Source organism: Parasulfuritortus cantonensis (assembly GCF_004337445.1).
Lineage (GTDB): Bacteria > Pseudomonadota > Gammaproteobacteria > Burkholderiales > Thiobacillaceae > Parasulfuritortus > Parasulfuritortus cantonensis.
Genome location: NZ_SJZB01000053.1, coordinates 35,307 through 57,867, shown reverse-complemented (window position 1 = coordinate 57,867; position 22,561 = coordinate 35,307). Strand labels below are relative to the sequence as shown.

The 22,561-nt window shown below is 68.4% G+C and carries 26 protein-coding genes; 7 read left to right on the top strand and 19 right to left on the bottom strand.

Features of this window, described 5'->3' with window-relative positions:
* The 4 genes from EZJ19_RS15570 to EZJ19_RS15555 all read right to left on the bottom strand — a co-directional run.
* A partial coding sequence (locus EZJ19_RS15570) for an ATP-binding cassette domain-containing protein (protein ID WP_131449230.1) occupies positions 1-354 on the bottom strand: 354 nt, incomplete at its 3' end.
* Entirely contained in the window at positions 351-1,034 is a 684-nt protein-coding gene (gene modB / locus EZJ19_RS15565) for a molybdate ABC transporter permease subunit (RefSeq protein WP_131449228.1), read from the bottom strand. The genes modB and EZJ19_RS15570, both read right to left, overlap by 4 nt.
* A 103-nt stretch (positions 1,035-1,137) precedes the next feature.
* Positions 1,138-1,890, bottom strand: a complete 753-nt coding sequence (modA, locus tag EZJ19_RS15560) for a molybdate ABC transporter substrate-binding protein (protein WP_131449226.1) — start codon at positions 1,888-1,890, stop codon at positions 1,138-1,140.
* A gap of 28 nt (positions 1,891-1,918) precedes the next feature.
* The gene (locus EZJ19_RS15555; protein ID WP_131449224.1) at positions 1,919-2,707 is read right to left on the bottom strand and encodes a TOBE domain-containing protein; all 789 of its coding nucleotides are present in this window, start codon (positions 2,705-2,707) and stop codon (positions 1,919-1,921) included.
* Between the two features lie 271 nt (positions 2,708-2,978).
* Here EZJ19_RS15555 and EZJ19_RS15550 point away from each other — a divergent pair, with 271 nt between their 5' ends.
* Positions 2,979-3,407: a TOBE domain-containing protein gene (locus EZJ19_RS15550; RefSeq protein WP_131449222.1), complete on the top strand. Its 429-nt coding sequence runs from the start codon at positions 2,979-2,981 to the stop codon at positions 3,405-3,407.
* A gap of 29 nt (positions 3,408-3,436) precedes the next feature.
* Here EZJ19_RS15550 and EZJ19_RS15545 read toward each other — a convergent pair whose 3' ends face one another.
* From EZJ19_RS15545 to EZJ19_RS15500, 10 genes are all read right to left on the bottom strand, one after another.
* Entirely contained in the window at positions 3,437-4,051 is a 615-nt protein-coding gene (locus tag EZJ19_RS15545) for a nitrogen fixation protein NifQ (protein WP_131449220.1), read from the bottom strand.
* Positions 4,048-4,758, bottom strand: a complete 711-nt coding sequence (locus EZJ19_RS15540) for a TOBE domain-containing protein (RefSeq protein ID WP_165873601.1) — start codon at positions 4,756-4,758, stop codon at positions 4,048-4,050. Before EZJ19_RS15540 ends, EZJ19_RS15545 begins: the two co-directional genes overlap by 4 nt.
* Before the next feature lie 145 nt (positions 4,759-4,903).
* On the bottom strand, positions 4,904-5,176 hold the full coding sequence (locus EZJ19_RS15535; protein ID WP_131449216.1) for a DUF6129 family protein: 273 nt from the start codon (positions 5,174-5,176) through the stop codon (positions 4,904-4,906).
* Positions 5,173-5,877, bottom strand: a complete 705-nt coding sequence (locus EZJ19_RS15530; RefSeq protein WP_131449214.1) for a dinitrogenase iron-molybdenum cofactor biosynthesis protein — start codon at positions 5,875-5,877, stop codon at positions 5,173-5,175. Before EZJ19_RS15530 ends, EZJ19_RS15535 begins: the two co-directional genes overlap by 4 nt.
* Positions 5,878-5,932: 55 nt before the next feature.
* On the bottom strand, positions 5,933-6,127 hold the full coding sequence (locus tag EZJ19_RS15525; RefSeq protein ID WP_131449212.1) for a 4Fe-4S dicluster domain-containing protein: 195 nt from the start codon (positions 6,125-6,127) through the stop codon (positions 5,933-5,935).
* A 17-nt stretch (positions 6,128-6,144) separates the two neighbouring features.
* The gene (gene nifT, locus EZJ19_RS15520; protein WP_131449210.1) at positions 6,145-6,369 is read right to left on the bottom strand and encodes a putative nitrogen fixation protein NifT; all 225 of its coding nucleotides are present in this window, start codon (positions 6,367-6,369) and stop codon (positions 6,145-6,147) included.
* A gap of 65 nt (positions 6,370-6,434) precedes the next feature.
* The gene (gene nifK / locus EZJ19_RS15515; RefSeq protein WP_206199457.1) at positions 6,435-8,003 is read right to left on the bottom strand and encodes a nitrogenase molybdenum-iron protein subunit beta; all 1,569 of its coding nucleotides are present in this window, start codon (positions 8,001-8,003) and stop codon (positions 6,435-6,437) included.
* Between the two features lie 88 nt (positions 8,004-8,091).
* Entirely contained in the window at positions 8,092-9,579 is a 1,488-nt protein-coding gene (gene nifD, locus EZJ19_RS15510; protein ID WP_131449206.1) for a nitrogenase molybdenum-iron protein alpha chain, read from the bottom strand.
* A gap of 105 nt (positions 9,580-9,684) precedes the next feature.
* A complete protein-coding gene (gene nifH, locus EZJ19_RS15505; RefSeq protein WP_131449204.1) occupies positions 9,685-10,566 on the bottom strand; it encodes a nitrogenase iron protein in 882 nt (293 codons plus the stop codon).
* Between the two features lie 269 nt (positions 10,567-10,835).
* Complete coding sequence (locus tag EZJ19_RS15500; RefSeq protein ID WP_131449202.1) at positions 10,836-11,612, bottom strand: NYN domain-containing protein; 777 nt, start codon at positions 11,610-11,612, stop codon at positions 10,836-10,838.
* An 87-nt stretch (positions 11,613-11,699) separates the two neighbouring features.
* On the opposite strand from EZJ19_RS15500, the gene EZJ19_RS15495 reads away from it, so the two are divergent.
* The 6 genes from EZJ19_RS15495 to EZJ19_RS15470 all read left to right on the top strand — a co-directional run bounded on the left by EZJ19_RS15495 (position 11,700) and on the right by EZJ19_RS15470 (position 19,595).
* A complete protein-coding gene (locus tag EZJ19_RS15495; RefSeq protein ID WP_240754804.1) occupies positions 11,700-12,524 on the top strand; it encodes an NAD(+)--dinitrogen-reductase ADP-D-ribosyltransferase in 825 nt (274 codons plus the stop codon).
* 284 nt (positions 12,525-12,808) lie between these two features.
* Complete coding sequence (locus tag EZJ19_RS15490) at positions 12,809-13,219, top strand: globin family protein (RefSeq protein ID WP_131449200.1); 411 nt, start codon at positions 12,809-12,811, stop codon at positions 13,217-13,219.
* Between the two features lie 215 nt (positions 13,220-13,434).
* A complete protein-coding gene (gene nirB, locus EZJ19_RS15485; protein ID WP_131449198.1) occupies positions 13,435-15,894 on the top strand; it encodes a nitrite reductase large subunit NirB in 2,460 nt (819 codons plus the stop codon).
* A gap of 20 nt (positions 15,895-15,914) precedes the next feature.
* Positions 15,915-16,250: a nitrite reductase small subunit NirD gene (gene nirD / locus EZJ19_RS15480; protein WP_131449196.1), complete on the top strand. Its 336-nt coding sequence runs from the start codon at positions 15,915-15,917 to the stop codon at positions 16,248-16,250.
* Positions 16,251-16,254: 4 nt separating this feature from the next.
* Positions 16,255-18,879, top strand: coding sequence for a nitrate reductase (locus tag EZJ19_RS15475; RefSeq protein WP_131449194.1), 2,625 nt, complete (start codon positions 16,255-16,257; stop codon positions 18,877-18,879).
* A 131-nt stretch (positions 18,880-19,010) separates the two neighbouring features.
* Positions 19,011-19,595, top strand: a complete 585-nt coding sequence (locus EZJ19_RS15470; RefSeq protein WP_131449192.1) for an ANTAR domain-containing response regulator — start codon at positions 19,011-19,013, stop codon at positions 19,593-19,595.
* A 6-nt stretch (positions 19,596-19,601) separates the two neighbouring features.
* Here EZJ19_RS15470 and EZJ19_RS15465 read toward each other — a convergent pair whose 3' ends face one another.
* Genes EZJ19_RS15465 through EZJ19_RS15445 form a run of 5 tightly spaced genes read right to left on the bottom strand, consistent with a single transcriptional unit; the run spans position 19,602 to position 22,547 of the window.
* Positions 19,602-20,546 carry a CE1 family esterase gene (locus EZJ19_RS15465; RefSeq protein WP_131449190.1) on the bottom strand — a complete coding sequence of 315 codons (945 nt, stop codon included), beginning with the start codon at positions 20,544-20,546 and terminating at the stop codon, positions 19,602-19,604.
* Positions 20,543-20,848, bottom strand: coding sequence for a hypothetical protein (locus EZJ19_RS15460; protein ID WP_131449188.1), 306 nt, complete (start codon positions 20,846-20,848; stop codon positions 20,543-20,545). The genes EZJ19_RS15465 and EZJ19_RS15460 overlap by 4 nt, the downstream gene beginning before the upstream one ends.
* 10 nt (positions 20,849-20,858) lie before the next feature.
* Positions 20,859-21,602 (bottom strand): hypothetical protein, encoded by a 744-nt coding sequence (locus EZJ19_RS15455; RefSeq protein WP_131449186.1) that lies wholly within the window; start codon positions 21,600-21,602, stop codon positions 20,859-20,861.
* Between the two features lie 10 nt (positions 21,603-21,612).
* Complete coding sequence (locus tag EZJ19_RS15450; RefSeq protein ID WP_131449184.1) at positions 21,613-22,098, bottom strand: Spy/CpxP family protein refolding chaperone; 486 nt, start codon at positions 22,096-22,098, stop codon at positions 21,613-21,615.
* Complete coding sequence (locus tag EZJ19_RS15445; RefSeq protein ID WP_131449182.1) at positions 22,098-22,547, bottom strand: hypothetical protein; 450 nt, start codon at positions 22,545-22,547, stop codon at positions 22,098-22,100. The genes EZJ19_RS15450 and EZJ19_RS15445 overlap by 1 nt, the downstream gene beginning before the upstream one ends.
* Positions 22,548-22,561 lie beyond the last annotated feature (14 nt).

Below are 22,561 nucleotides of genomic sequence, written 5' to 3'. Positions count from 1 at the left end.
GGATACCTTGTGCTCGCCGGAACCGGCCCGCTTGCGGCCGTATTCCAGGTTGCCGCGCACCGACATGTGCGGGAACAGGCTGGCCTCCTGGAAGACGTAGCCGAGCGGCCGCCTGTAGGTGGGCAGGAAATGGGCACCGTCCTGCCAGACCTCCCCGGCGACGCTCAGGTAGCCGCCCGGCGCACGCTCGAGGCCGGCGATGCAGCGCAGCAGGGTGGTCTTGCCGGAACCCGAGGAGCCGAACAGGGCGGTGACGCCGCGGCCGGGCATCTCGAGGTCGACGCCGAGGGCGAAACCCGGCCAACTCAGTTGGAAGCGTGCCGCGATCGCGGCCTGGTCGGCACCGCCGCTCATGCCTGCCTCCGGGTCTTGTCCGGCCCGAAGGCGTTCACCGCCATCAGGACCAGGAAGGAGAACAACAGCATGCCGCCGGCCAGCCAGTGCGCCTCGCCGTATTCCAGCGCCTCGACGTGGTTGTAGATCTGCACCGAGACGACCCGGGTCTTGTCCTCGATGTTGCCGCCGATCATCAGGACCACGCCGAACTCCCCCACGGTGTGGGCGAAGCTCAGGATGGCGGCGGTCAGGAAGCCTGGCCGGGCCAAGGGCACGACCACGCTGAAGAAGGTGTCCAGGGGCGACGCCCGCAGGGTGGCGGCGACCTCCAGCGGACGGTCGCCGATGGCCTCGAAGGCATTCTGCAGGGGCTGCACGACGAACGGCATGGAATAGATGACCGAGGCCAGGACCAGGCCGGTGAACGTGAACGGAAGCAGGCCCAGGCCCATGGCCTGGGTCGCCTTGCCGAGCAAGCCCTCCGGGCCCATGGCGACGAGCAGGTAGAAGCCGAGCACGGTGGGGGGCAGGACCAGCGGCAGGGTGACGATGGAGCCCACCGGGGTTTTCAGCCAGGAACGGGTACGCGCCAGCCACCAGGCGATGGGGGTGCCGACGACCAGGAGCAGCGCCGTCGTCAGGCCGGCCAGCTCGAGGGTCAGGCGGATTGCGGAAAGGTCTGCGTCGGTCAGGGTCATGGCGGGGAAACGGGCCGCGCCGGGGCGGCCCGGGAGATTCTACCGTGGCGGCCGCCGCGCCGGGCGGCCGGAGGATGGGCGGCGCGGCGGCCGCCCGCGCGGCTTACTGGACGGCGTAGCCGTAGGACTTGATGATCGCGACGGCCTTCGGGGTCTTGAGGTACTTCATCAAGGCCTCGGCGGCGGCGTTGCCCTTGCCGTTGGCCAGGATGACGGCGTCCTGGCGGATCGGCTGGTGCATGTCGGCCGGCACGACCCAGGCGGAACCCTGGCCGATCTTGCCGTCCTTCATCACCTGGGACAGGGCCACGAAGCCCAGTTCGGCGTTGCCGGTGGCGGCAAACTGGTAGGTCTGGGCGATGTTCTCGCCCTGCACGATCTTGCTCGCCAGCTTGTCGGTCAGGCCCAGCTTGGCCAGGGTTTCCATCGCCGCGGTACCGTACGGGGCCAGCTTCGGATTGGCGACCGCCAGGTGGGCAAAGTCGCCGCCCGCGAGGACGGCGCCCTTGGCGTCGACGAGGTCCGGCTTGGCGGACCAGAGCACCAGGGTGCCGACGGCATAGGTGAACCGGCTACCGGGGACGGTCATGGTTTCCCGTTCCAGCTTGGCCGGGGTCTCGTCGTCGGCGGCCAGGAAGACCTGGAACGGGGCACCGTTCTTGATCTGGGCGTAGAACTTGCCGGTGGAACCGAAGGCCAGGCTGGCCTTGTGGCCGGTGTCCTTCTCGAAATCGGCGGCGATGACCTTCATCGGCGCGGTGAAGTTGGCGGCCACGGCGACCTGGACCTCTTCGGCCTGGGCGAGGCCGCCGGTCAGGGTGAACAACATGGCGACGAGGATACGGCTGGCTTTCATTGCAAAACTCCTGAGCAGGTAAAGAAGATCAGCTGGTGACCGCGAGGATCACGCTGGATGACTTGAAGGCGGCACACACCGGGACGCCGACGGCGAGGCCCAACTCCTCGACGCTGTCGCGGGTGACCACGGCGACCACGGTCTTGCCGCTCGGCAGGGCGACCGTGACCTCGGCGTTGACCGGGCCCATCTGGAGGTCGTAGACGGTACCCCACAGCTTGTTGCGGGTGGACAGCTTGGCCTGGGTGTCGGTGATCAGCAGCACCGAGGGCGCCTTGACCAGCGCGAACACCTCCATGCCGACGCGCAGTTCGAGGTTCTCGGCGCTCTCGTTGGTGACCACCGCGACGATCTCGTTCCAGTCGTCCAGGCGCATGCGCACCTCGAAGTTGAGGGGCCCCTGGATCAGGGCGCTGACCACGCCGCGGAACTGGTTGCGGGCGCTGGTCTTCATCGAGAAGCGGTTCAGCAGGCGGTTGAAATTACGCATGTCGGTGAGGTTGCCGCCCAATTTGTCGAGGGCGCGCTGGTACTCCGCCTCGACGGCGCGGAACAGCTTGATCATGTTGCGGCCGTGCTCGGTGAGCTGGCTGCCGCCGCCGCGCCGGCCGCCGACCTCGCGCAGCACGAGCGGCTGGTCGCACAGGTTGTTCATGGAGTTCACGGCATCCCAGGCCGCCTTGTAGGACAGGCCGAGTTCCTTGGCCGCCTTCTGGATGGAACCGTGCCGTTCGATGGCCTCGAGCAGGTGTACCCGCTGCCCGGCCAACAGGACGCCTTCGTCGGTGTCCAGGTAGATCCGACCTACCAGATGCATGCGTCGCTCCTCGCTCATGGGAAATTACCTATATACGATTACACCATAACGCTGGCGAAAAAAAACACCTAGTCGCAGTGGTAAATTGCTCACAGTCAAGCATTGTGCGGGCCGCAGCGGGCACGTGCCCCAAAACAGGGCGCGCTGACGTTATGTAATTGTTTATATAACGGCGCGATTTTCCGCTCCCACCCCGTTTATTACAAACTACACTGGCAAGTGTCGTGGGTGCCGAGACGCCCGCTCCCCCAACTTTCCTGGAGAAACAGACATGAAAAGCAGTGCGCGCAATCAATTCACCGGCAAGGTCAGCTCGGTGATCCCGGGTCCCGTCAATGCCGAGGTGGAACTGACCCTGGCCAGCGGCGACCGCATCGTCTCCGTGGTCACCATGGGCAGTGCCAAGGACCTGGGCCTGGCGGTCGGCACCGAAGCCACCGCCCTGATCAAGGCCCCGTGGGTGATCCTGATGACCGACGAGTCCGGCCTCAAGACCAGCGCCCGCAATCACCTGCGCGGCGCCGTCAGCCGCCTGGTCAAGGGTGCGGTCAACACCGAGGTGACCATGCAGACCGCCGGCGGCCTGACCGTCAATGCGATCATCACCAACGAGAGTGCCGACAGCCTGGGCCTCGACATCGGCACGGCCGTGTCGGCCATCATCAAGGCCTCGCACGTCATCCTGGCGACCCAGGCCTGACGTCTCCGAGTGCGGCCCGGCGGCGGCCATCAGGCCGCCGCGTCGGCCGGGGCCCGCCCGGCCAGGACCGCCAGATTGGCCGGGAAGGTGTCGTCTTCCGGACCGAAACAATTCCAGTAGTCGTTGCAGACCTTGCAGGACGGGGCTTGGCACACCTTGACCTCGGCCTGGTCGCAGAGCTGCTTGTAGAAGAACTTCTTCCACTTCATGTTGCCGACGTTCTTCACGAACAGGGCGGTGAAGTGCTCGTTCAAGAGGTCCGACAATGCCTGCCGGTTGGGCAGGCCCATGTCCTGGTACAGGTGGTCGCCGCCCATGCAGGCACTGGCGATGGCGTGCGCCAGCCACTCGACTTCCTCGCCGTCGTGGCTGCGGTGCGCCAGAAACAGTTGCACGAGGTCGTCGAACTCGTCGCTGGCCAACGGTGGGCAGCCCTCGCCGTCCTCTTCGGGTGCCGCCAGGATCGGGAAGTGGCGCGCCAGCAGGGCACGGAAACGGGCCCGGTCCAGGCCCAGGCTCGGGCTGGGCGCCTGGATCACGCCGCGGGCCGCCGAATCCAGGGCACCCGCGAGGGCACGGGCGACCGGGTCGGTGACGTCGTGGCAGGACTGCATCAACTGCTCGAAACTCAGCGCTCGGTTCATGGGTGCTCTCCTCTCGATTCGGTTGCGGCCGCCGGCTGGTCGACCGCCAGGATGATTTGGGACGACTGGATCAGGGCGCCGACCGCCCGGCCGGGCCGGATGTCCTTGTCGAGCATCTCGGCGCGGGTCATGGTGGCCAGCAGGATACGTCCGCCGGCCAGTTCGATGGCGACCTCGGCGTCGACCGGGTCGTCGAGGACGCGCGCGACCCGGCCGCACAGGCGGTTGGCGTTGCGTTCCGCCGGGCACTCGGCGCGCACCTCGACCCAGGACGGGTCGATGAGGGCGTGGCAGGCGCGGCCCGCCACCAGGCCGAGCTCCTCGGCGCTGCGGGCGGTGATGTGGGCCGCCAGGCGGTCGCCGCCGCCGAGGTTGAGGGTGACCACCGCGTTGACCCGTTCCCGGCGCACCGACTGGACCTGGCAGTAGAACTGGTTGCGCGCGCTGGTGCGGGCCTCGAGCCGGCGCAGAAACTGGTGGCGTTGCTGGAACTGCCGGAAGGCGCCGCCACCGGGGCTGTCGAGGAAGCGTTCGAACGCCTGGGCGAGATCCTCGTCCCGGCTGAGCAGGCGGCGGGCGTGCACGGTCGGGACCGGCTGGTCGGCCCGGGTGCGGATGAGCGGCTGGTCGCACAGGTTGTTCGCGGCCACCAGGTAATGCCAGGCCAGATCCTCGTCCAGCCCCAGAATGACGGCCGCTTCGGTCAACGACCCGGTCTCGGCGAGCAACTCCAGCAGACCGGGGCCGGCCCGCGGCGTTGGCTCAGCAGCGGCCAGGATCGCCTTACCCGTTATGTGCGTAGGGTTTATAACGACCGGCGTGCTGAGACGGGACCCCATGGCGCAGAACTCCTCAGTCTTCTTCGGAACGGGCGGCCAACACCAGTCCGGTGGCGGCCTCGAGGTGGTCGGTGAAGGCGACGCAATGCTCCGCGCCGCTGACCAGGTAGACGCCGAAGTCGCGGCCGTCGGCGACCGGCTTGAGCCGGGCCGGGACCTCGTCCTCGGAACAGTAGGTGAAGTGGACACCCGGCCAGGCCTGGCGCAGCGCCGTGATCGTGGCTTCGCCGAGGCCGACCGAGTCGACCTGGGCGACGACCTTGGCGAGGGTGTCCTCGGCGATCACGCCTCTTCCTCCTCGGCGGCGAACTGGGCCAGGCTCTTGGCTTCGACACCCATGATCTTGGCCAGCCAGGGCGGCGGCGCGTCCAGGGTGCCCTGCAGTCGGGCGAGCGCGGCGACGGCGGGTCCGGGGGTCGGGAACTTGACCGGGTGGACGCCGGCGCGGACCACCTTGGCGGCGGCGGGGCCGCCGATCGACTGCACGTAGACGATCTGGCAGTCGTTGATCAGCTCGGACCGGGCGACGTTCTTGTCCTCGGCCTCGTCGGCGATCAGGGTCGGCCGCACGTCGATCAGCTTGATGGCGGTCTTGCCGACCTGGTAGATCAGGAAGCGGGGCGCCGAGCCGAAGTGGCCGTCGACGTTGTCGCCGCTGTTGGAGGCCACCGCGACGCGCAGGCTGTCGGGCAGTTCGCCGTCCGTGTAGGACTCCGGCTTGGGCACGTCGGAGTCGTCGCCGTTGTCGCCCCAGAGGTAGCGCACCGCGAGCTTGATGGACGCCATGTCCTGATCGGGCTCGACGGTCTCCTCGCCGGTGAGCAGGAGCTTGATCTCGGCCACCGTGACGGCGGCCAGCTTGTCTTCCGTGATGGGCAGGCCGACCTTCTCGGCCAGCTTGACGGTGAAGGCACGCGGGTCCACCCCTTCCAGGACCTTGGCGGCCAGGGCGATGCGCAACGCGGCGCCTTTGGTGATGGTGGTCATGCGTGATTCCTCGCTATTCGGGTCCGCGGGAGCGGCGCCCCCGCGGAGGGGGTACTCAGGCCGGGATGATGCAGTCGTCCACCGGGCACAGCTCCAGGCACTTGGGCTTGTCGAAATCGCCCTCGCATTCGGTGCAGGTGTCCGCGTTGATGACATAGACGCCCTTCTTGGGCTTGATCGACTCGGTCGGGCAATCGGGTTCGCAATCGCCGCAAGAGGTACACAGGTCGGCTACGATTTTCAAAGCCATGATGGTTTCCTTTCAGGTCATTCCGCCGCGTCAAGACGCCGTGCGCGGACCGAATACGGCAGCCGCTCGGGGGCCGGCTGCGGGTCGATGTAGTAGCTGCCGCCGTTGTTCAGCTTGATCTCGCCACCCCACTTCTCCGGGGTGTCGAACTCCATCGAGGTGATGGTGTCCTCGAGATCGCGCTTGGGCAGGTAGAACACGTATTCGCCCTTGTCGCCGCGACGGATCATGATGTTGGCCATGGGGTTTCCTCGTTGTTCCCCGGCCACCCGCCCAGGCGGGCGGCGTGGCGGCGGGGAGTTGGGGGTTAGCGAACCAGGTCGTAGTTGTAGTCCGTCGTACCCATGCCGCGGGTTTCCTCGTCCAGACGCTCCAGGACCGCGTTGACCAGGGTGGTGAGCATGTACATCGCGCCCTCGTAGCCCATGGTGGTCATGCGGTGCAGGTGGTGGCGGTCGAAGATCGGGAAGCCCAGGCGGATCAGGGGAACCTCGAACTCCTTGCCCTTGTGCAGGGTGTCGCGCTGGATGAACTTGCCGTAGCTGTTGCCGATCAGGAAGTCCGGCTTCTCGGTGAACACCAGGCTGCGCATGTGCCACAGATCGTAGCCCGCGTAGACCTTGGCGTTGACGCCGTAGGGCGAGGACTCCAGGACCTTCTGCATGGCCTTCTGCCACTTCTTGCTGCCGTTGTTGGCGAGGACGTGCAGGGGCTCGGCACCCAGTTCCATGAGGAACTTGCTCATGCCCATGACGAAGTCCGGGTCGCCGTAGAGGGCGAACTTCTTGCCGTGCAGCCAGGTGTGGCTGTCGGTCATCATGTCGACCAGGCGGCCGCGTTCCTTGACCAGGGACTCGGGGATCGGCTGGCCGCTGACTTCGCTGACCTTCATCAGCCACTCGTCGGTCCACTCCAGGCCCATGGGGATGCTCAGCTTGGGCACTTCATGGTTCCAGGTGCCCTCGACGTACTTCTTGGTCTTGTCGAGTTGCAGGGGCTGGAGCAGGAAAGTGGTCTTGGCGTTCGGGGCATCCTTGACCTCGTCCATGGTGGTGCCGCCGGCGTACATGCGGAACTGGCCGTCGGCCGGGGTGTCGAGCACTTCGGTCGGGTCGGACAGGAAGGAGAAGGGCACGCCCATCTCGGTCAGCATGCGCTTGATGACGCGGTAGTTGCCCAGGTAGGTTTCGAAGCCCGGCACGATGTTGATCTTGCCGTTCTTGCCCACTTCCTTGTCGCCCATGTAGTTCAGGGTGAAGTAGCGGATGATGCCTTCGAACATGTTGTCCCAGCCGGTGACGTGGCTGCCGACGAAGGACGGGGTGTGCGCGAAGGGAACCGGGTATTCCTGGGGAATGTGGCCTTCCTTCTTGCTGTTGTTGATGAACGCGTTCAAGTCGTCACCGATGACCTCGGCCATGCAGGTGGTCGAGACGGCGATCATGTCCGGCTTGTACAGGGCCTTGGCGTTGGCCAGGCCGTCGAACATGTTCTTCTGGCCACCGAACACGGCGGCGTCCTCGGTCATGGAGTCGGACACGCAGGAAACCGGCTCCTTGAAGTGGCGGTTGAAGTAGGTACGGAAGTAGGCGACGCAGCCTTGCGAACCGTGCACGTAGGGCAGGGTCTTCTCGAAACCGAGGGCGCACAGGACGGCGCCGAGCGGCTGGCAGGCCTTGGCGGGGTTGACGGTCAGGGCCTCGCGCTTGAAGTTGAGCTCCCGGTATTCCATGGTGGTGGTCCACTGGAAGGTCTCTTCGATCTTGGCCTGGTCGATCTTGTCCTCGAACTGCTCAGCCTTGGCCTTGAGCATGTCCTTGTACTGGTCGTCCCGGAACAAGGGGTAGGACGGCTTGATATCTTCGGCGACTTGCATGTTCATCTCCTAGCCCGCACCGCCAATCCGCGGACACGGGCACTAGGTTGGTCATTCGGGCGGCACGCGGGCCGCCCGCATCGGTTCCTTACGCGGCCTTGGCCAGGTCCTCGGATTCAGCGGCGGGCTTCATCCAGGGCGGCGTCAGCTTGTTCCAGCACGGGTTGTTCAGGGTCATGTCCATGTCCCGGGCGAAGATGGCGAAGCCATCGTAGCCGTGGTAGGGGCCGGAGTAGTCCCAGCTGTGCATCTGGCGGAAGGGGATGCCCATCTTCTGGAAGATGTACTTTTCCTTGATGCCGGAGCCGACCAAGTCGGGCTTGACCTTCTTGACGAACTCTTCGAATTCGAAGCCGGTGACGTCGTCGTAGAGCAGGGTCGCGTTGCCCATTTCCTTGATGGTGCGGTCGTAGTCGTCGTTGTGGGCGAACTCGTAGCCGGTGCCGACCACTTCCATGCCCAGGTCCTCGTAGGAACCGATGACGTGGCGCGGACGCAGGCCGCCGACGTAGAGCATGACGCGCTTGCCGGTCAGGCGCGGCTTGTACTTGGCGATCACGGCGTCGACCATCGGACGGTACTTGGCGATGACTTCCTCGCACTTCTGCTGGATCGACTCGTCGAAGAAGGCGGCGATCTTGCGCAGCGATTCCTCGATCTTGGTCGGGCCGAAGAAGTTGTATTCCATCCAGGGAATACCGTACTTCTCTTCCATGTGCCGGCTGATGTAGTTCATCGAGCGGTAGCAGTGGAGCAGGTTCAGCTTGGCCTTGGGGGTGTTTTCCATCTCGGCGATGGTGCCGTCGCCGGACCACTGGGCGATCACGCGCAGGCCCATCTCTTCGAGCAGGATGCGGGAGGACCAGGCGTCGCCGCCGATGTTGTAGTCGCCGATGATGGTGACGTCGTAGGGGGTGGGCTCGAACTTGCTCTTCAGGTCCTTGCCGTCGCGCTCGAACACCCAGTCACGGATGGCGTCGTTGGCGATGTGGTGGCCGAGGGACTGGGAGACGCCGCGGAAACCTTCGCAGCGGACCGGCACGACCGGCTTTTCGAACTGGGCGGAGGCCTTCTTGGAGACGGCTTCGATGTCGTCACCGATCAGACCGATCGGGCACTCGGACTGCACCGAGATACCCTTGTTGAGGGGGAACAGCTGTTCGATCTCTTCGATCAGCTTGGCGAGCTTCTTGTCGCCGCCAAACACAATGTCCTTCTCCTGGAAGTCCGAGGTGAAGTTCATGGTGCCGTAGGTGTTGATACCGGTGGTGCCGACGTAGTAGTTGCGGCGACCGGCGCGGGAATACTGGCCGCAGCCGACGGGACCGTGGGAGATGTGGATCATGTCCTTGATCGGACCCCACACCACGCCCTTGGAACCGGCGTAGGCGCAGCCGCGGATGGTCATCACGCCGGGCAGCGACTTGCGGTTGGAGGTGATGCACTTCTTCGACTGCTCGATGCTCTGGTCGTTGACGGCCAAGTGCTTCTTGCGGTCCTTCTGAGCCTTCTCGGGATAGACCTCGAGCACCTCGGCGATGAGGGCTTCGGTCTCTTCACGGGTCAGGTTAGCCATTTGCTTCTCCTTTCACGCCGCCACCAATCCGTGGACGACATGGTCGGTTTTCGGGTGGCCGGCCCCGCGCGGGGGAGCGCGCGGCGCCGGCCGGGGCTCAAATCATCAGGCGGTGGCGGCCGCGGCGGCGGTCTGGCCGACGATGGACTCGTCTTCCTCTTCCATGATGCCGAATTCCATCAGCAGGTCTTCCAGTTCATCCATGGTGACCGGGGTCGGGATGTTCAGGTTCTTGTTGGCGATGACCTTCTGGGCCAGGGAACGGTACTCGTCGGCCTGCTTGGCCTTCGGGTCGTACTCGATCACGGTCATACGACGGATCTCGGCGTGCTGCACCACGTTGTCGCGCGGCACGAAGTGGATCATGGTGGTGCCCAGCTTTTCGGCCAGGGCGATGATCAGTTCGTCTTCGCGGTCGGTGTTACGGGAGTTGCAGATCAGGCCGGCCAGACGGACGCCGCCCGAGTTGGCGTACTTCACGATGCCCTTGGAGATGTTGTTGGCGGCGTACATGGCCATCATCTCGCCGGAGCAGACGATGTAGATTTCCTGGGCCTTGTTCTCGCGGATGGGCATGGCGAAACCGCCACACACCACGTCGCCGAGCACGTCGTAGAACACGAAGTCGAGGTCTTCCTCGTAGGCGCCTTCTTCTTCCAGGAAGTTGATGGCGGTGATGACGCCGCGGCCGGCACAGCCGACGCCCGGCTCCGGACCACCGGACTCGACGCACTTGACGCCGCCGTAGCCGACCTTGAGCACGTCTTCCAGTTCCAGGTCTTCCACGGAACCGGCTTCAGCGGCCAGGTGCATGATGGTATTCTGAGCCTTCGAGTGCAGGATCAGACGGGTGGAGTCGGCCTTGGGGTCGCAGCCGACGATCATCACTTTCTTGCCGGCCTCGGCGAGGGCAGCAACCAGGTTCTGGGTGGTGGTGGACTTGCCGATACCGCCCTTGCCGTAAATAGCACATTGACGCAAAGCCATCTTGATTTCTCCTCTGACACGTCACTAAAAGGATGCGAATGAAGGATTCGCTCGCACCTTCACTGTCGCAATGGCCGTGCCAGGCCCGAGAATCAACTGTAACCTATTGATTTATTTACGCTGCATTGATCGGCGTCGGCGTCGACAGGCGTTTTTGTCGCGACAAAGCCCTGGTCTTTGTAGGGGTGGCGACAAGGAAATTCCCGGGCCGTTGTCGGGCTCACGACAACGTCGCACGCCCGGCCCGGCCCGGCCGGCCGACGCCGGAGTCACTCCGGATCCGGGGCGTCCGCCTCCCGCGCCGCCAGGCGCCGGCGGTCGCGCACGTAGAGCCCCTTGTCGCGCTTGCCGATCTCGAACAGGTCGATGGCGGCGAACAGGTCGCCCAGCTTGGCGTAGCCGTAGTTGCGCTGGTCGAACGAGGCCTGCTTGGAGATGTGGCTGCCGACCGCGCCGAGATGGGCCCAGCCGTCGTCGTCGGCCGCCGCGGCGACCGAATTGCGCAGCAGGCTGACCAGCCGGGTATCGCCCTTCAGCTCGTTGCCGCTCCGGCGCACCGGCAGCGTCGCCGGCTGCGCGGGCGACGGTAGCTCGGCGGCCTTGGCCTCGGCCGCGCCCAGGTGTTCCAGATAGAGGAAGCGCGAGCAGGCGTTGACGAACGGCATCGGCGTCTTCTCCTCGCCGAAGCCGTACACCTTGACGCCGTTGGCCCGCATGCGCATCACCAGGGGCGTGAAGTCGGCGTCGCTGGAGACCAGGGCGATGCCCTCCAGGTGCTTGCCGTAGAGCAGGTCCATGGCGTCCACGACCATGGCCATGTCGGTGGCGTTCTTGCCCTTGCTATAGGCGAACTGCTGCATCGGCTGGATGGCGTACTCGTGCAGGACCGCCTCCCAGCCCTTCAGGTTCGGGCTCTTCCAGTTGCCGTAGGCGCGCCGGATGTTGATGACGCCGTACTTGGCGAGTTCGTCGAGCACCTGTTCGATCTTGCCGGCGGGGCTGTTGTCGGCGTCGATCAGCAGGGCGATGCTGCCGTCGTGGATCATGCGGGCCTCCCTATGTCGATGGCCGGATTCTAGGCCATGTGCGGACGCCCGTAGACAGGACGCCGCCAGGCGGATAAAAAGGCCCGCGTGACCCCTCCCGAAGCCGCCCTTCCCCTGCCCCGCAGCGCACGCCTGCCGATCAACCGCTGCTCCCTGCCGGCCACCATGCTGGGCAGCCTGGCCTACCAGCGCCATCCGGTGCCGCTGGCCCTGGACGGGGTCCTGGAAGTGCACGAGGGACTGTTCCGCCGCCTCGACCGCGAGGCCGACCGCAACGAGCGGGTCGCCCTGTTCATGGCCCACATGGACGCCACCTTCAGCCTCGAGCGGCCGGAGGAGGCCGGCTACAGCGGGGACGCCGGCACGGCCCGCGCCAAGGCCAGCTACCTGCGCATGCTGCGCGGCTGGTTCTTCGACTCCGACGGTCTCGAGGGGGCGGTCCTGAAGGGCTGGGTGGAATCGCGTTTCGGGCTGCTGCCGCGCCACCACGGCGGCGCCATCCGCGACTTCTCCGGGGAAACCTACCGACGCTATCTGGAGCAACGCAGCCAAGGCCTCTACGGCACCAATGCCCTGGAAGCGCAGTTCGACCTGCTCTACACCTACTGCCAGTACGAGCTGGGCCGGCGCCGGCCCGGCGAGACCCACGTCACCCTGTACCGGGGCGTCAACCGGCTGGCCGAATACGAGGCGATGACCGACCTGCGCACCGGCCGCGGCATCGTCCTCCTGAACAGCCTCACCTCCTTCTCCGGGGACCGCGAGCGGGCGGACGAATTCGGCGACCGCATCCTCGAGGTCAGCGTGCCGCTGGCCAAGGTCTTCTTCTACCACCGCCTGTTGCCCGGGCGCTTCCGCGGCGAGGACGAGTACATGGTGGTCGGTGGCCTGTACGAGGTCAGCTACACCTGAGCGGCGCCCCCGGCCGGGGCACCAATACCGGTCGTGCGCACCAAGACCGCCCCGCGCCGGTGCCGCCAAGCTCCCGGAACGGCCCCGCCGCGCCGGCGTAACCCATTGATTCAACTTGAATAGGTCAATGGCACGCGGTTTGCTGATACCGGGCATGGCTGGCTCGTGCCGAACCCCGGTCGACGGCCATGAGTGGACAACGGCGTCCCTGCCACCGGAGCGATCCGGTGCGGCGGCGCCGTTTTTTTTCGCCTCCCCGCTGCCAACCGAATTGGAGATTGTTCATGAGCCCGCAAGACAAGCAACTGGTCCAGGAAAGCTTCGCCAAGGTCGCCCCGATCGCCGATCAGGCGGCCATGCTGTTCTATCAGCGACTGTTCGAACTCGACCCCGCCCTGAAGCCGCTGTTCAAGGGCGACATCGCGGAACAGGGCAGGAAGCTGATGCAGATGATCGGCTACGCCGTCGCCAGCCTGGACCGGCTGGACAGCATCGTGCCGGCGGTCCAGGACCTCGGCCGCCGCCACGTCGCCTACGGGGTCAAGGCCGAGCACTACGACAGCGTCGGCGCCGCCCTGCTCGACACCCTGGCGCAGGGCCTGGGCCCGGCCTTCACGCCGGCGGTGAAGGCCGCCTGGGCCGAGGTCTACGGCGTCCTGGCCACGACCATGAAGAACGCCGCCTACGGAGGCTGACACGGCATCGTTTGCGCGCGAAAGCCGTGCGCCGTGCCCTGCGATAGTGCGTACGACGGGCCCAGGCGACGCGCTATCCGATTGATTTTACGTATATCTACCCTGTGGCACGGGCGTTGCTATATACGCTGCAGGTCACCACGGGCTGATCTATCCTGGACAACGGCGTCCTTCCCTTCGGGGGAGGACGCTTTTTTTTTGCCGAGGGCAAACGCATGGCACGCATGAAATTGGTACTGGTGGGCAACGGCATGGCCGGCATCCGCACCCTGGAGGAGCTGCTCAAGTCCGCGCCGGACATGTACGACATCACGGTGTTCGGCGACGAGCCGCACCCCAACTACAACCGCATCATGCTGTCGCCCGTGCTGGCCGGGGAGCAGACGGTGGAACAGATCGTCCTCAACGGCCGGGACTGGTACGCCGGCCACGGCATCGCCCTGCACACGGGCAAGCGGGTCGTGAAGATCGACCGCGGCAACCGGTTCGTCGAGGCCGACGACGGTACCCGCGCCAGCTATGACCGCCTGCTCCTGGCCACCGGCTCCAAGCCCTTCATCCTGCCCGTCCCGGGCGCCGACCTGGACGGCGTGGTCGGCTTCCGCGACATCGCCGACGTCGACCACATGATCCGCGCCTCGGCCCAGTACAAGCACGCCGTCGTGATCGGCGGCGGCCTGCTCGGCCTGGAGGCCGCCAACGGCCTCAAGCAGCGCGGCATGGAGGTCTCTGTGGTCCACATCGGCGACTGGCTGCTGGAGCGCCAGCTCGACGAGCCCGCCGCCCGCCTGCTGCAGCAGAACCTGGAGGCCAAGGGCCTGAAGTTCCTGCTCAGGAAGCAGACCCGGGAACTGGTGCGCGGGGAAAGCGGCCGCGTCTGCGCCGTGCAGTTCAAGGACGGCGAGACGGCGCCGGCCGACCTGGTGGTCATGGCCGTGGGCATCCGGCCCAACACCGCCCTGGCCGAATCGGCCGGCCTGCAGTGCCAGCGCGGCATCGTGGTGAACGACACCATGCAGACCTTCGACCCGCGCATCTACGCCGTCGGCGAGTGCGTCAACCACCGTGGCATCGCCTACGGCCTGGTGGCCCCCCTGTTCGAGCAGGCCAAGGTGTGCGCCAACCACCTGGCCGAGCACGGCGTCGGCATCTACCGCGGCTCCATGACCTCCACCAAGCTCAAGGTCACCGGCATCGACCTGTTCTCGGCCGGCAACTTCATGGGCGGCGAGGGCACCGAGGAGATCGTCTTCCAGGACCCCGGCCGGGGCGCCTACAAGAAGCTGGTCCTGCAGGACAACAAGCTGGCGGGCGCCTGCCTGTACGGCGACACCCTGGACGGCGCCTGGTACTTCGAGCTGATGCGGGACGGCACCGACGTGTCCGACTTCCGCGACAAGCTGCTGTTCGGCCGCCACCACATCGGCGACTCGGGCGCCGGCGGCGGCCTGGGCGACGAGAAGACCCGCCTGCTGGCCATGCCCGATTCGGCCGAGATTTGCGGCTGCAACGGCGTCTGCAAGGGCGACATCGTCAAGAGCATCCGGGACAAGAAGCTGTTCACCCTGGACGAGGTGCGCGCCCATACCAAGGCCTCGGCCTCGTGCGGCTCCTGCACCGGCCTGGTGGAGACCCTGCTGGCCGCCACCGTGGGCGGCGACTACTCCACGGCGCCTTCGAAGAAGCCCCTGTGCGGCTGCACCGAGCACACCCACGACGAGATCCGCGCCGCCATCGCCGAACAGGGCCTGAAGACCATGGCCGACACCATGCAGGCCCTGGGCTGGCAGACGCCCGACGGCTGCAACAAGTGCCGCCCGGCGCTCAACTACTACCTGCTGTGCGCCTGGCCGGGCGAATACCGGGACGACGCCCAGTCCCGCTTCATCAACGAGCGCGCCCACGGCAACATCCAGAAGGACGGCAGCTTCTCCGTGGTGCCGCGCATGTTCGGCGGCCTCTGCACGCCGGCCGAGCTGCGCGCCATCGCCGACGTGGCGGACAAGTTCCAGGTGCCGGAGATGAAGGTCACCGGCGGCCAGCGCATCGACTTGTTCGGGGTGAAGAAGGAAGACCTGCCGGCCATGTGGCAGGACCTCTCCGCCGCCGGCTTCGTCTCCGGCCACGCCTACGGCAAGGCCATGCGCACGGTGAAGACCTGCGTCGGCGCCAAGTGGTGCCGGTTCGGCACCCAGGACTCGACCGGCCTGGGGGTCAAGCTGGAGGAGCTGACCTGGGGCTCCTGGATGCCGCACAAGTTCAAGCTGGCGGTTTCCGGCTGTCCGAGAAATTGCGCCGAGGCCACCATCAAGGACTTCGGCGTGGTCTGCGTCGATTCCGGCTACGAGCTGCACATCGGCGGCAACGGCGGCATCAAGGTGCGGGTCACCGACCTGCTCTGCCGCGTGGCCACGGAGGAAGAGGTGCTGGAGTACTGCGCCGCCTTCACCCAGCTCTACCGCGAGGAGGCCCACTACCTGGAACGCACCGCGCCCTGGGTCGAGCGCGTCGGCCTGGCCCACGTCAAGGCCCGGGTGGTGGAGGACGAGGCCAGCCGCAAGGCCCTGGCCGAGCGCTTCCGCCTGTCCCAGGAACCCGCCCAGGTGGACCCCTGGAAGGAACGCACCGAGGGCGCCCTGACACGCGAATTCACCCCCATCCAGGTAAGCGCCTGAGCTGACGAAGGATCACCGACATGACCGATTGGATCGAAGTAGCCAAGCTGGAAGACATCCCCCGCCAGGGCGCCCGGGTCGCCCGCACCGCGGTCGGCGACATCGCCCTGTTCCGCACCCTGGACGACCAGGTGTTCGCCCTGCGCGACCAGTGTCCGCACAAGGGCGGCCCGTTGTCGCAGGGCATCGTCTCCGGCCACAAGGTGGCCTGTCCGCTGCACGACTGGAAGATCGCCCTCGACACCGGCATCGCCCAGGCCCCGGACGAGGGTTGCGCGGCGCGCTACCCGGTGCGCCTGGAGAACGGCGTGGTCCGCCTGTCGCTGAGCCCGGACGAGGGCTGCCCGAACGGCTGAGACGATGACCAGCGAGCCGATACGCACCACCTGCCCGTACTGCGGCGTCGGTTGCGGCGTCCTGGTGACCCGCAACGGCGACGGCTACAGCGTGCGCGGCGATCCCGAGCACCCGGCCAACCTGGGCCGGTTGTGCTCCAAGGGGGCCGCCCTGGGCGAGACCCTGGCCCTGGACGACCGCCTGCTCCACCCCGAGATCGGCGGCCGGCGGGCGAGCTGGGACGCGGCCCTGGACACGGTGGCGTGGCATTTCCGGACGGTCGTCGAGGAACACGGCCCGGAGGCCGTGGCCTTCTACGTCTCCGGCCAGCTGCTCACCGAGGACTACTACGTCGCCAACAAGCTGATGAAGGGCTTCATCGGCTCCGGCAACATCGACACCAATTCCCGCCTGTGCATGTCCTCGGCCGTAGCCGGGCACAAGCGCGCGTTCGGCTCGGACAGCGTGCCGGCCTGCTACGAGGACCTCGAGGTCGCCGACCTGGTCACCCTGGTCGGCTCCAACGCCGCCTGGGCGCACCCGGTCGTGTACCAGCGCATCGCCGCCGCCAAGAAGGCCCGGCCGGCGATGAAGATCGTCGTGATCGACCCGCGCCGCACCGCCACCTGCGACATCGCCGACCTGCACCTGGCCATCGCGCCGGGCGCCGACGCCTGGCTGTTCCACGGCCTGCTCAACCACCTGCGGCGCGAGAACGGCATCGACTGGGCCTACCTGGAACGCCACGTCGAGGGCTTCGGCGCCGCCCTGGCCGAGGTCGCCGACCTGAGCATCCCCGGGGTGGCGGAGCGCTGCGGCCTGGACGAGGCCCAAGTGGCCGAGTTCTACCGCCTGTTCACGGCGACGCCGAAGAGCGTCACCCTGTTCTCGCAGGGCATCAACCAGTCCTCCTCGGGGGTCGACAAGGCCAACGCCGTCATCAACGTCCACCTGGCCACGGGCCGGATCGGCAAGCCGGGCGCCGCGCCCTTCTCCATCACCGGCCAACCCAACGCCATGGGCGGCCGCGAGGTCGGCGGCCTGGCCAACCAGCTCGCCGCCCACATGGACTTCGACGCCGAGGCGATCGACCGGGTCGGCCGCTTCTGGCAGGCCCCCGGCATCGCCCGCCGTCCCGGGCTGAAGGCCGTCGAGCTGTTCGAGGCGGTGGCGGACGGCCGCATCAAGGCGCTCTGGATCATGGCCACCAACCCGGTGGTCAGCGTCCCGGAGGCGGACCGGGTCGCCGCCGCCCTGCGCGCCTGTCCGTTCGTGGTGGTGTCCGACAACACCCGCCACACCGACACCGCCGCCCTCGCCGACGTCCTGCTCCCGGCCGCCGCCTGGGGCGAGAAGGACGGCACGGTGACCAACTCGGAGCGCCGCATCTCGCGCCAGCGCGCCTTCCTGCCCCTGCCCGGGGAAGCCCGGCCGGACTGGTGGATGGTCACCGAGGTGGCCCGCCGCATGGGCCACCAGGCCGCCTTCCCGTACGCCGGTCCGGCCGCCATCTTCGACGAACACGCCGCCCTGTCGGCGTTCGAGAACGCGGGCCGGCGCGACTTCGACCTGACCGGCCTGGTCGGCTGCGACTACGAGCGCCTGCAGCCGGTGCAATGGCCGGTCGGCGCCGATGGCCGCGGCCAGGCACGCCTGTTCGCCGACGGCCGCTATTTCAGCGCCGGCGGCCTGGCCAGCATGCTGGCGGCACCGGCGCGCGGACCGGCCAACCCGGCCGACGCCGGGCACCCGCTGGTGTTCAACACCGGGCGCATCCGCGACCAATGGCACACCATGAGCCGGACCGGCAAGACCGCCCGCCTGCTCGCCCACATCGCCGAACCCTACGTCGAGATGCACCCGGCCGACCTGCGCCGGGCCGGGGTGCGCGCGGGCGGCCTGGCCCGGGTCGCGAGTGCGCACGGCGAGCTGCTGGTGCGCGCCGTGGCAAGCGCCGACCAGCGCGAGGGCTCGGTATTCGCGCCCATCCACTGGAACGGCCAGAACTCGGCGCAGGCCCGGGTCGACGCCCTGGTCGGCGCGGTCACCGACCCGGTCTCGGGGCAGCCCGAGTTCAAGCACGCGCCGGTGGCGGTGACGCCCTATGAGGCGGGCTGGTACGGCTTCGTCCTGGCCCGCGCCCAGTTCGACTGCGCGACCGCCGGCTACTGGACCCGCATCCGCGGCAAGGCCTGCTGGCGCTACGAGTTGGCCGGCCCGGAGGCCGACTGCCCCTGGCCGGCCAGCCTGCGCGGCCTGTTCGGCCCCGGCCGGGCCTGGATCGAGATGCGCGACAAGGCGGCCAACCGTTACCGCATGGCCCTGCTGGAAGACGGCCGCATCGAGGCGGTGGCCTTCTTCGACCGCGACTTCGCGGCCCTGCCGCCGCGCCACTGGCTGGAAGGCCTGTTCGAACGCGAGACCCTGGGCGATGCCGAGCGGGCGGCCCTGCTCCTGGGCCGGCCCAGCCAGGCCGTGCCCGACTGCGGCCGCATCGTCTGCGCCTGCTTCGCGGTCGGCGAGAACGACATCCGGCGCGCCGTCGCCGAAGGCGCCGGCTCGGTCGAGGCGCTGGCGGCGCAGCTGAAGGCCGGCACCAACTGCGGTTCCTGCGTGCCCGAGCTGCGCCGGCTGCTCGCCTCCGCCTGAATCGAACGCACCGTCATGACGCCGCCCAGCCGCCCGCCCGCCGGCGCCCTCTTGCCGAACCGGGGCGCCGGGACTAGGCTGCTCGTCGGCGCCGTCCGGCCCGTGCCGTCTCACCCACCGATCTGACCGACATGCCCGACGCCCTCAAGATCCTGGTCATCAGTCAGTCCAAGCGCCGCCTCGACGACCTCCTGGCGACCCTGGCGCACGACCTGCCGCAGCATCACTTCGTCGGCCGCCTGGACCGGGCCATCGACCTGCCGCGCTGGGTCGAGCAACTGCGCCCCGACACCATCATCATGGACATCGACTCGCCCAGCCGCGACACCCTGGAGCAGGTCTGCGCCATGAGCGAATCGACCCCGCGCCCGATCGTCATGCTGAGCCAGGACCCGTCCTCTGAGGCGATGCGCTCGGCCATCTCGGCCGGCATCGCCGCCTACGCGGTGAGCGGCATCGAGGCGCAACGCCTGCAGCCCCTGCTGCAGCTGGCCCAGATGCGCTTCGAGGCGTGGCAGGCCATGCACCAGGACATGCTGCGGGCACGCCAGGAACTGCAGGAACACAAGCTGATCGAGAAGGCCAAGCGCCATCTCATGAAGACCGAGAAGCTGGGCGAGGAGGCCGCCTACCAGGCCCTGCGCCGGGAGGCGATGGCGCACCGGGTGCGCATCGCCGACGTCGCCCGCATGCTCATGGCGACGCTCGCCGGCTGAATCCGCTCAGGGGCGCGCGTGCGGGGCCAGGAAGGCCCAGATCGCCTCGGCCGCGTCCAAATCGATGCATTTCCGGCCCAGCAGCCCGGGCAGGTTCGGGGTGTCGGCACCCGGCACGTTGTGGCCGCCGCCGTGCATGGCGTAAAGCACGACCTCGCCGGGCGCACCCGGTTCACCGTAGGCGATGCGTTCCGGCCGGCAACCGTCGGCCGGCACCGGATCGCCGGGCCAGGTATGCCGGGGCGGCGCCGTCTGGCGGTCGGCCGCCAGCCAATAGTCGACGCTGCGCTGGCTCGACACGACCTCGCCGTAGGACTTGCCGAGCACCCGCACCGGGCCGCCGTTCCACGGCACCACGGGGTCGTCGGTGCCGTTCATGATCAGCACCGGCAGGGGCGCGGCCGGCGTCCGGCCGATCAGGTTGGCGGGGACGTTGGCGATGATCGCGGCGATTCCGGCCAGGCGGTCGCCCAGCTCGATGCCCAGGCGGTAGGTCATCATGCCGCCGTTCGACATGCCGGCGACGTAGATGCGCTGGCGGTCGACCGGCAGGTCGCGCACCAGGACGTCGATGAGGGCCCGGACGAAGCCGACGTCGTCGACGTCGGCATTGTCGCGGCCGCGCCGGAAGGAGGCGTTGCGGCCGTCGTTCCACTGCCGGTCGACACCCTGCGGGTAGACCACGATGACGCCGGCGCGGTCGCCGATCTCGTCGAAGCGGTAGCGCGCCATCATGGTCTCGGCGCTGGCGCCGTTGCCGCCGTGCAGGACCAGCAGGAGCGGTGCCGGCGCAGTCGGGCGGCGGCCGTTCGGCAGGTGCACGGCGTAGTCGCGCAGGCGGCCGCCGACCTCGATCCGGCCCGGGTCGAGCGGCGCGCCGGGCGCCGGCCCGGCCAGGCCGAGCAGCCAGACCAGCAGGATGCCGGCGAGGCCGTGCCGGAGCGCCGTCATGGTTGCGGCGCCGGCGCGGCGCGGCGTTCCTGCAGGCGTTCGCGCCACTTCGCCTGGCGCGCCTCGCAGGCCTTGGGATCCTCGGCGCAGCGCTGGCGGGCGGCGTTCAGGCGCTCCTTCGCGGCGGCGCAGCGTTCCGGGTCGGCGGCGCACTTGTCGCGTGCGCGCTGCTGCAACTCCGCGCAACGCTCCGGATTGGCCTGGCACCAGGCGGCGCCCGGGGCGGGCGCGGGCGCAGCCGCCGGCTCGGCCAGGGCCGCGGGCGCGAGCAGGGCCAGCAGGATCGTCAGGGCGGTACGCATGGCGGTCTCCTCAGGGCGTCTCGACGGTCACGCTGCCGGTCCGGCTGGCGCCGTTGCCGTCCGGGCCGGTGGCCGTGGCGGTGCGCGTGGCGCTGTTGCCGTCCCGCTGCCAGTCGACGGCGTGCTGGTAGGTACGGCCATCGGGTCCGGTCACCGTGGTGGCGCGGGCGCGGCCCTGGTCGGTCGGCCCGGCACTCGTCGCGAAGCTGCCGGCGGCGCCGGAACCGGTGCTGTAACTGCCCGTCGCCGTGCGCCCGCCGTCGGTCTTGGTCACCGTCCGGGCCACGTCCAGGCTCTTGCCGTCGTCGCGGCCGTAGCTGCTCGACACGGCGAGCGAGCCGTCCTCGGTCCGGCTGATCTCGCGCGCCACGTCGGTGCTGTGGCCGGTGGCACCGGTGCGGCTGCCGTCGACGCTGATGCTGCCGTCCTCGTTGCGGCTGGCCTGGCTGCCGGCGTGGACCTCGCTGCCGTTGGCGCGCACGACGTCGCGCTGGCGGCTGGCGGTGCCGGCGCCGGGGTCCCGTTGCCGGACCGTCGTGGCGCTACCCTCGCCGTTGCGGTTCTGCCAGCTGCGGGTGCGCTTGGCCTGGCCCCGAGCGCGTTCGCGCACGGTCTCGAAGGTGCCTTCCTGGCCGGCGGCGCCGACGTAGCTGCCCGAGCGCTGGCGCTCCCAGGCGGCGGCCGGGCCGCTCGCACAGAGGCCGGCGGCGCCGAGGGCGGCCAGGATGGCCAGGGTGAATGCGGATCGCTTCATGACGAACTCCTCATGGTTTGAAGATGGGTGATTCGAGGCCGGGCAGCGTGCGCAGCAGGCTGGCGACGCGGCCGAAGCCGAGCAGGTCGAGCACGAAGCCCGGCCGGCCCAGGCGGCGGTTGAATTCGGCCTGCTGGCTCGGGCCGAGGCCGGCGCGGAAGGCGACCACGGCACGCGCCAGTTCCAGCTGGTTCGCCAGCCTGGCCTCGGCCAGGCCGCGCAGGACCGGCTCCAGGCGGTCGCTGCCCGGCTCGGCCGTGCGCGCGGCGGCGACCAGCTCGGCGAGGTGCGGGCCGAGTTCGGTACGCGCCCGGCGCAGGCGTTCGCGCACCTGGCTGCGCAGCTCGGCCAGGCGTTCGACCTGGGCGGGCTGCAGGTTCAGCTCGGCGACCACCGGGTCGTCGGCGGGCATGGCCAGGCGGCCGTACAGGTAGCCGGCCAGGACCAGGAGGTTGAACAGCAGGGAGACGGCCAGGGCCAGTTTCAGCGCGCGCATCACCAGGCTCCCAGGCCGACGCCGGCGAGATCGCCGAGCAGGGCCGCCATCTGGCTGGCCTCGACCAGGCTGTGCCAGTGGCCGAGGGCGAGGCCGACGGCCAGGCCGGCGGCGGCGCCGGCCAGGCCCAGGCTGCCGCCGAGCAGACGCACCGGCCAGGCGGCGGCGCCGGTACGGCGGCCCGCGGCCGGTGGCGTGACCAACCGCGCGGCGCGTTCCAGTTCGGCCTCCGGCACCGCTTCCGGGGCCGCCGTCAGGGCCGCCGCCAGGGCATCCAGGCGAGCAGCGTCGCGGGCCAGCCAGGTCTCCACCCGGGCCGTCTCGCCGGCGTCGACCAGGCGACCTTCCAGCCAGGCGGCCAGGGCCAGGTCGTCGGGTTCCGGGGCGTCGGCGCCGTGCCAGGCACGCAACGCCGCGCGTTCTTCGGGAGTCAGGGTGGGCTTGTCCATGTCGGGTCCTTTCA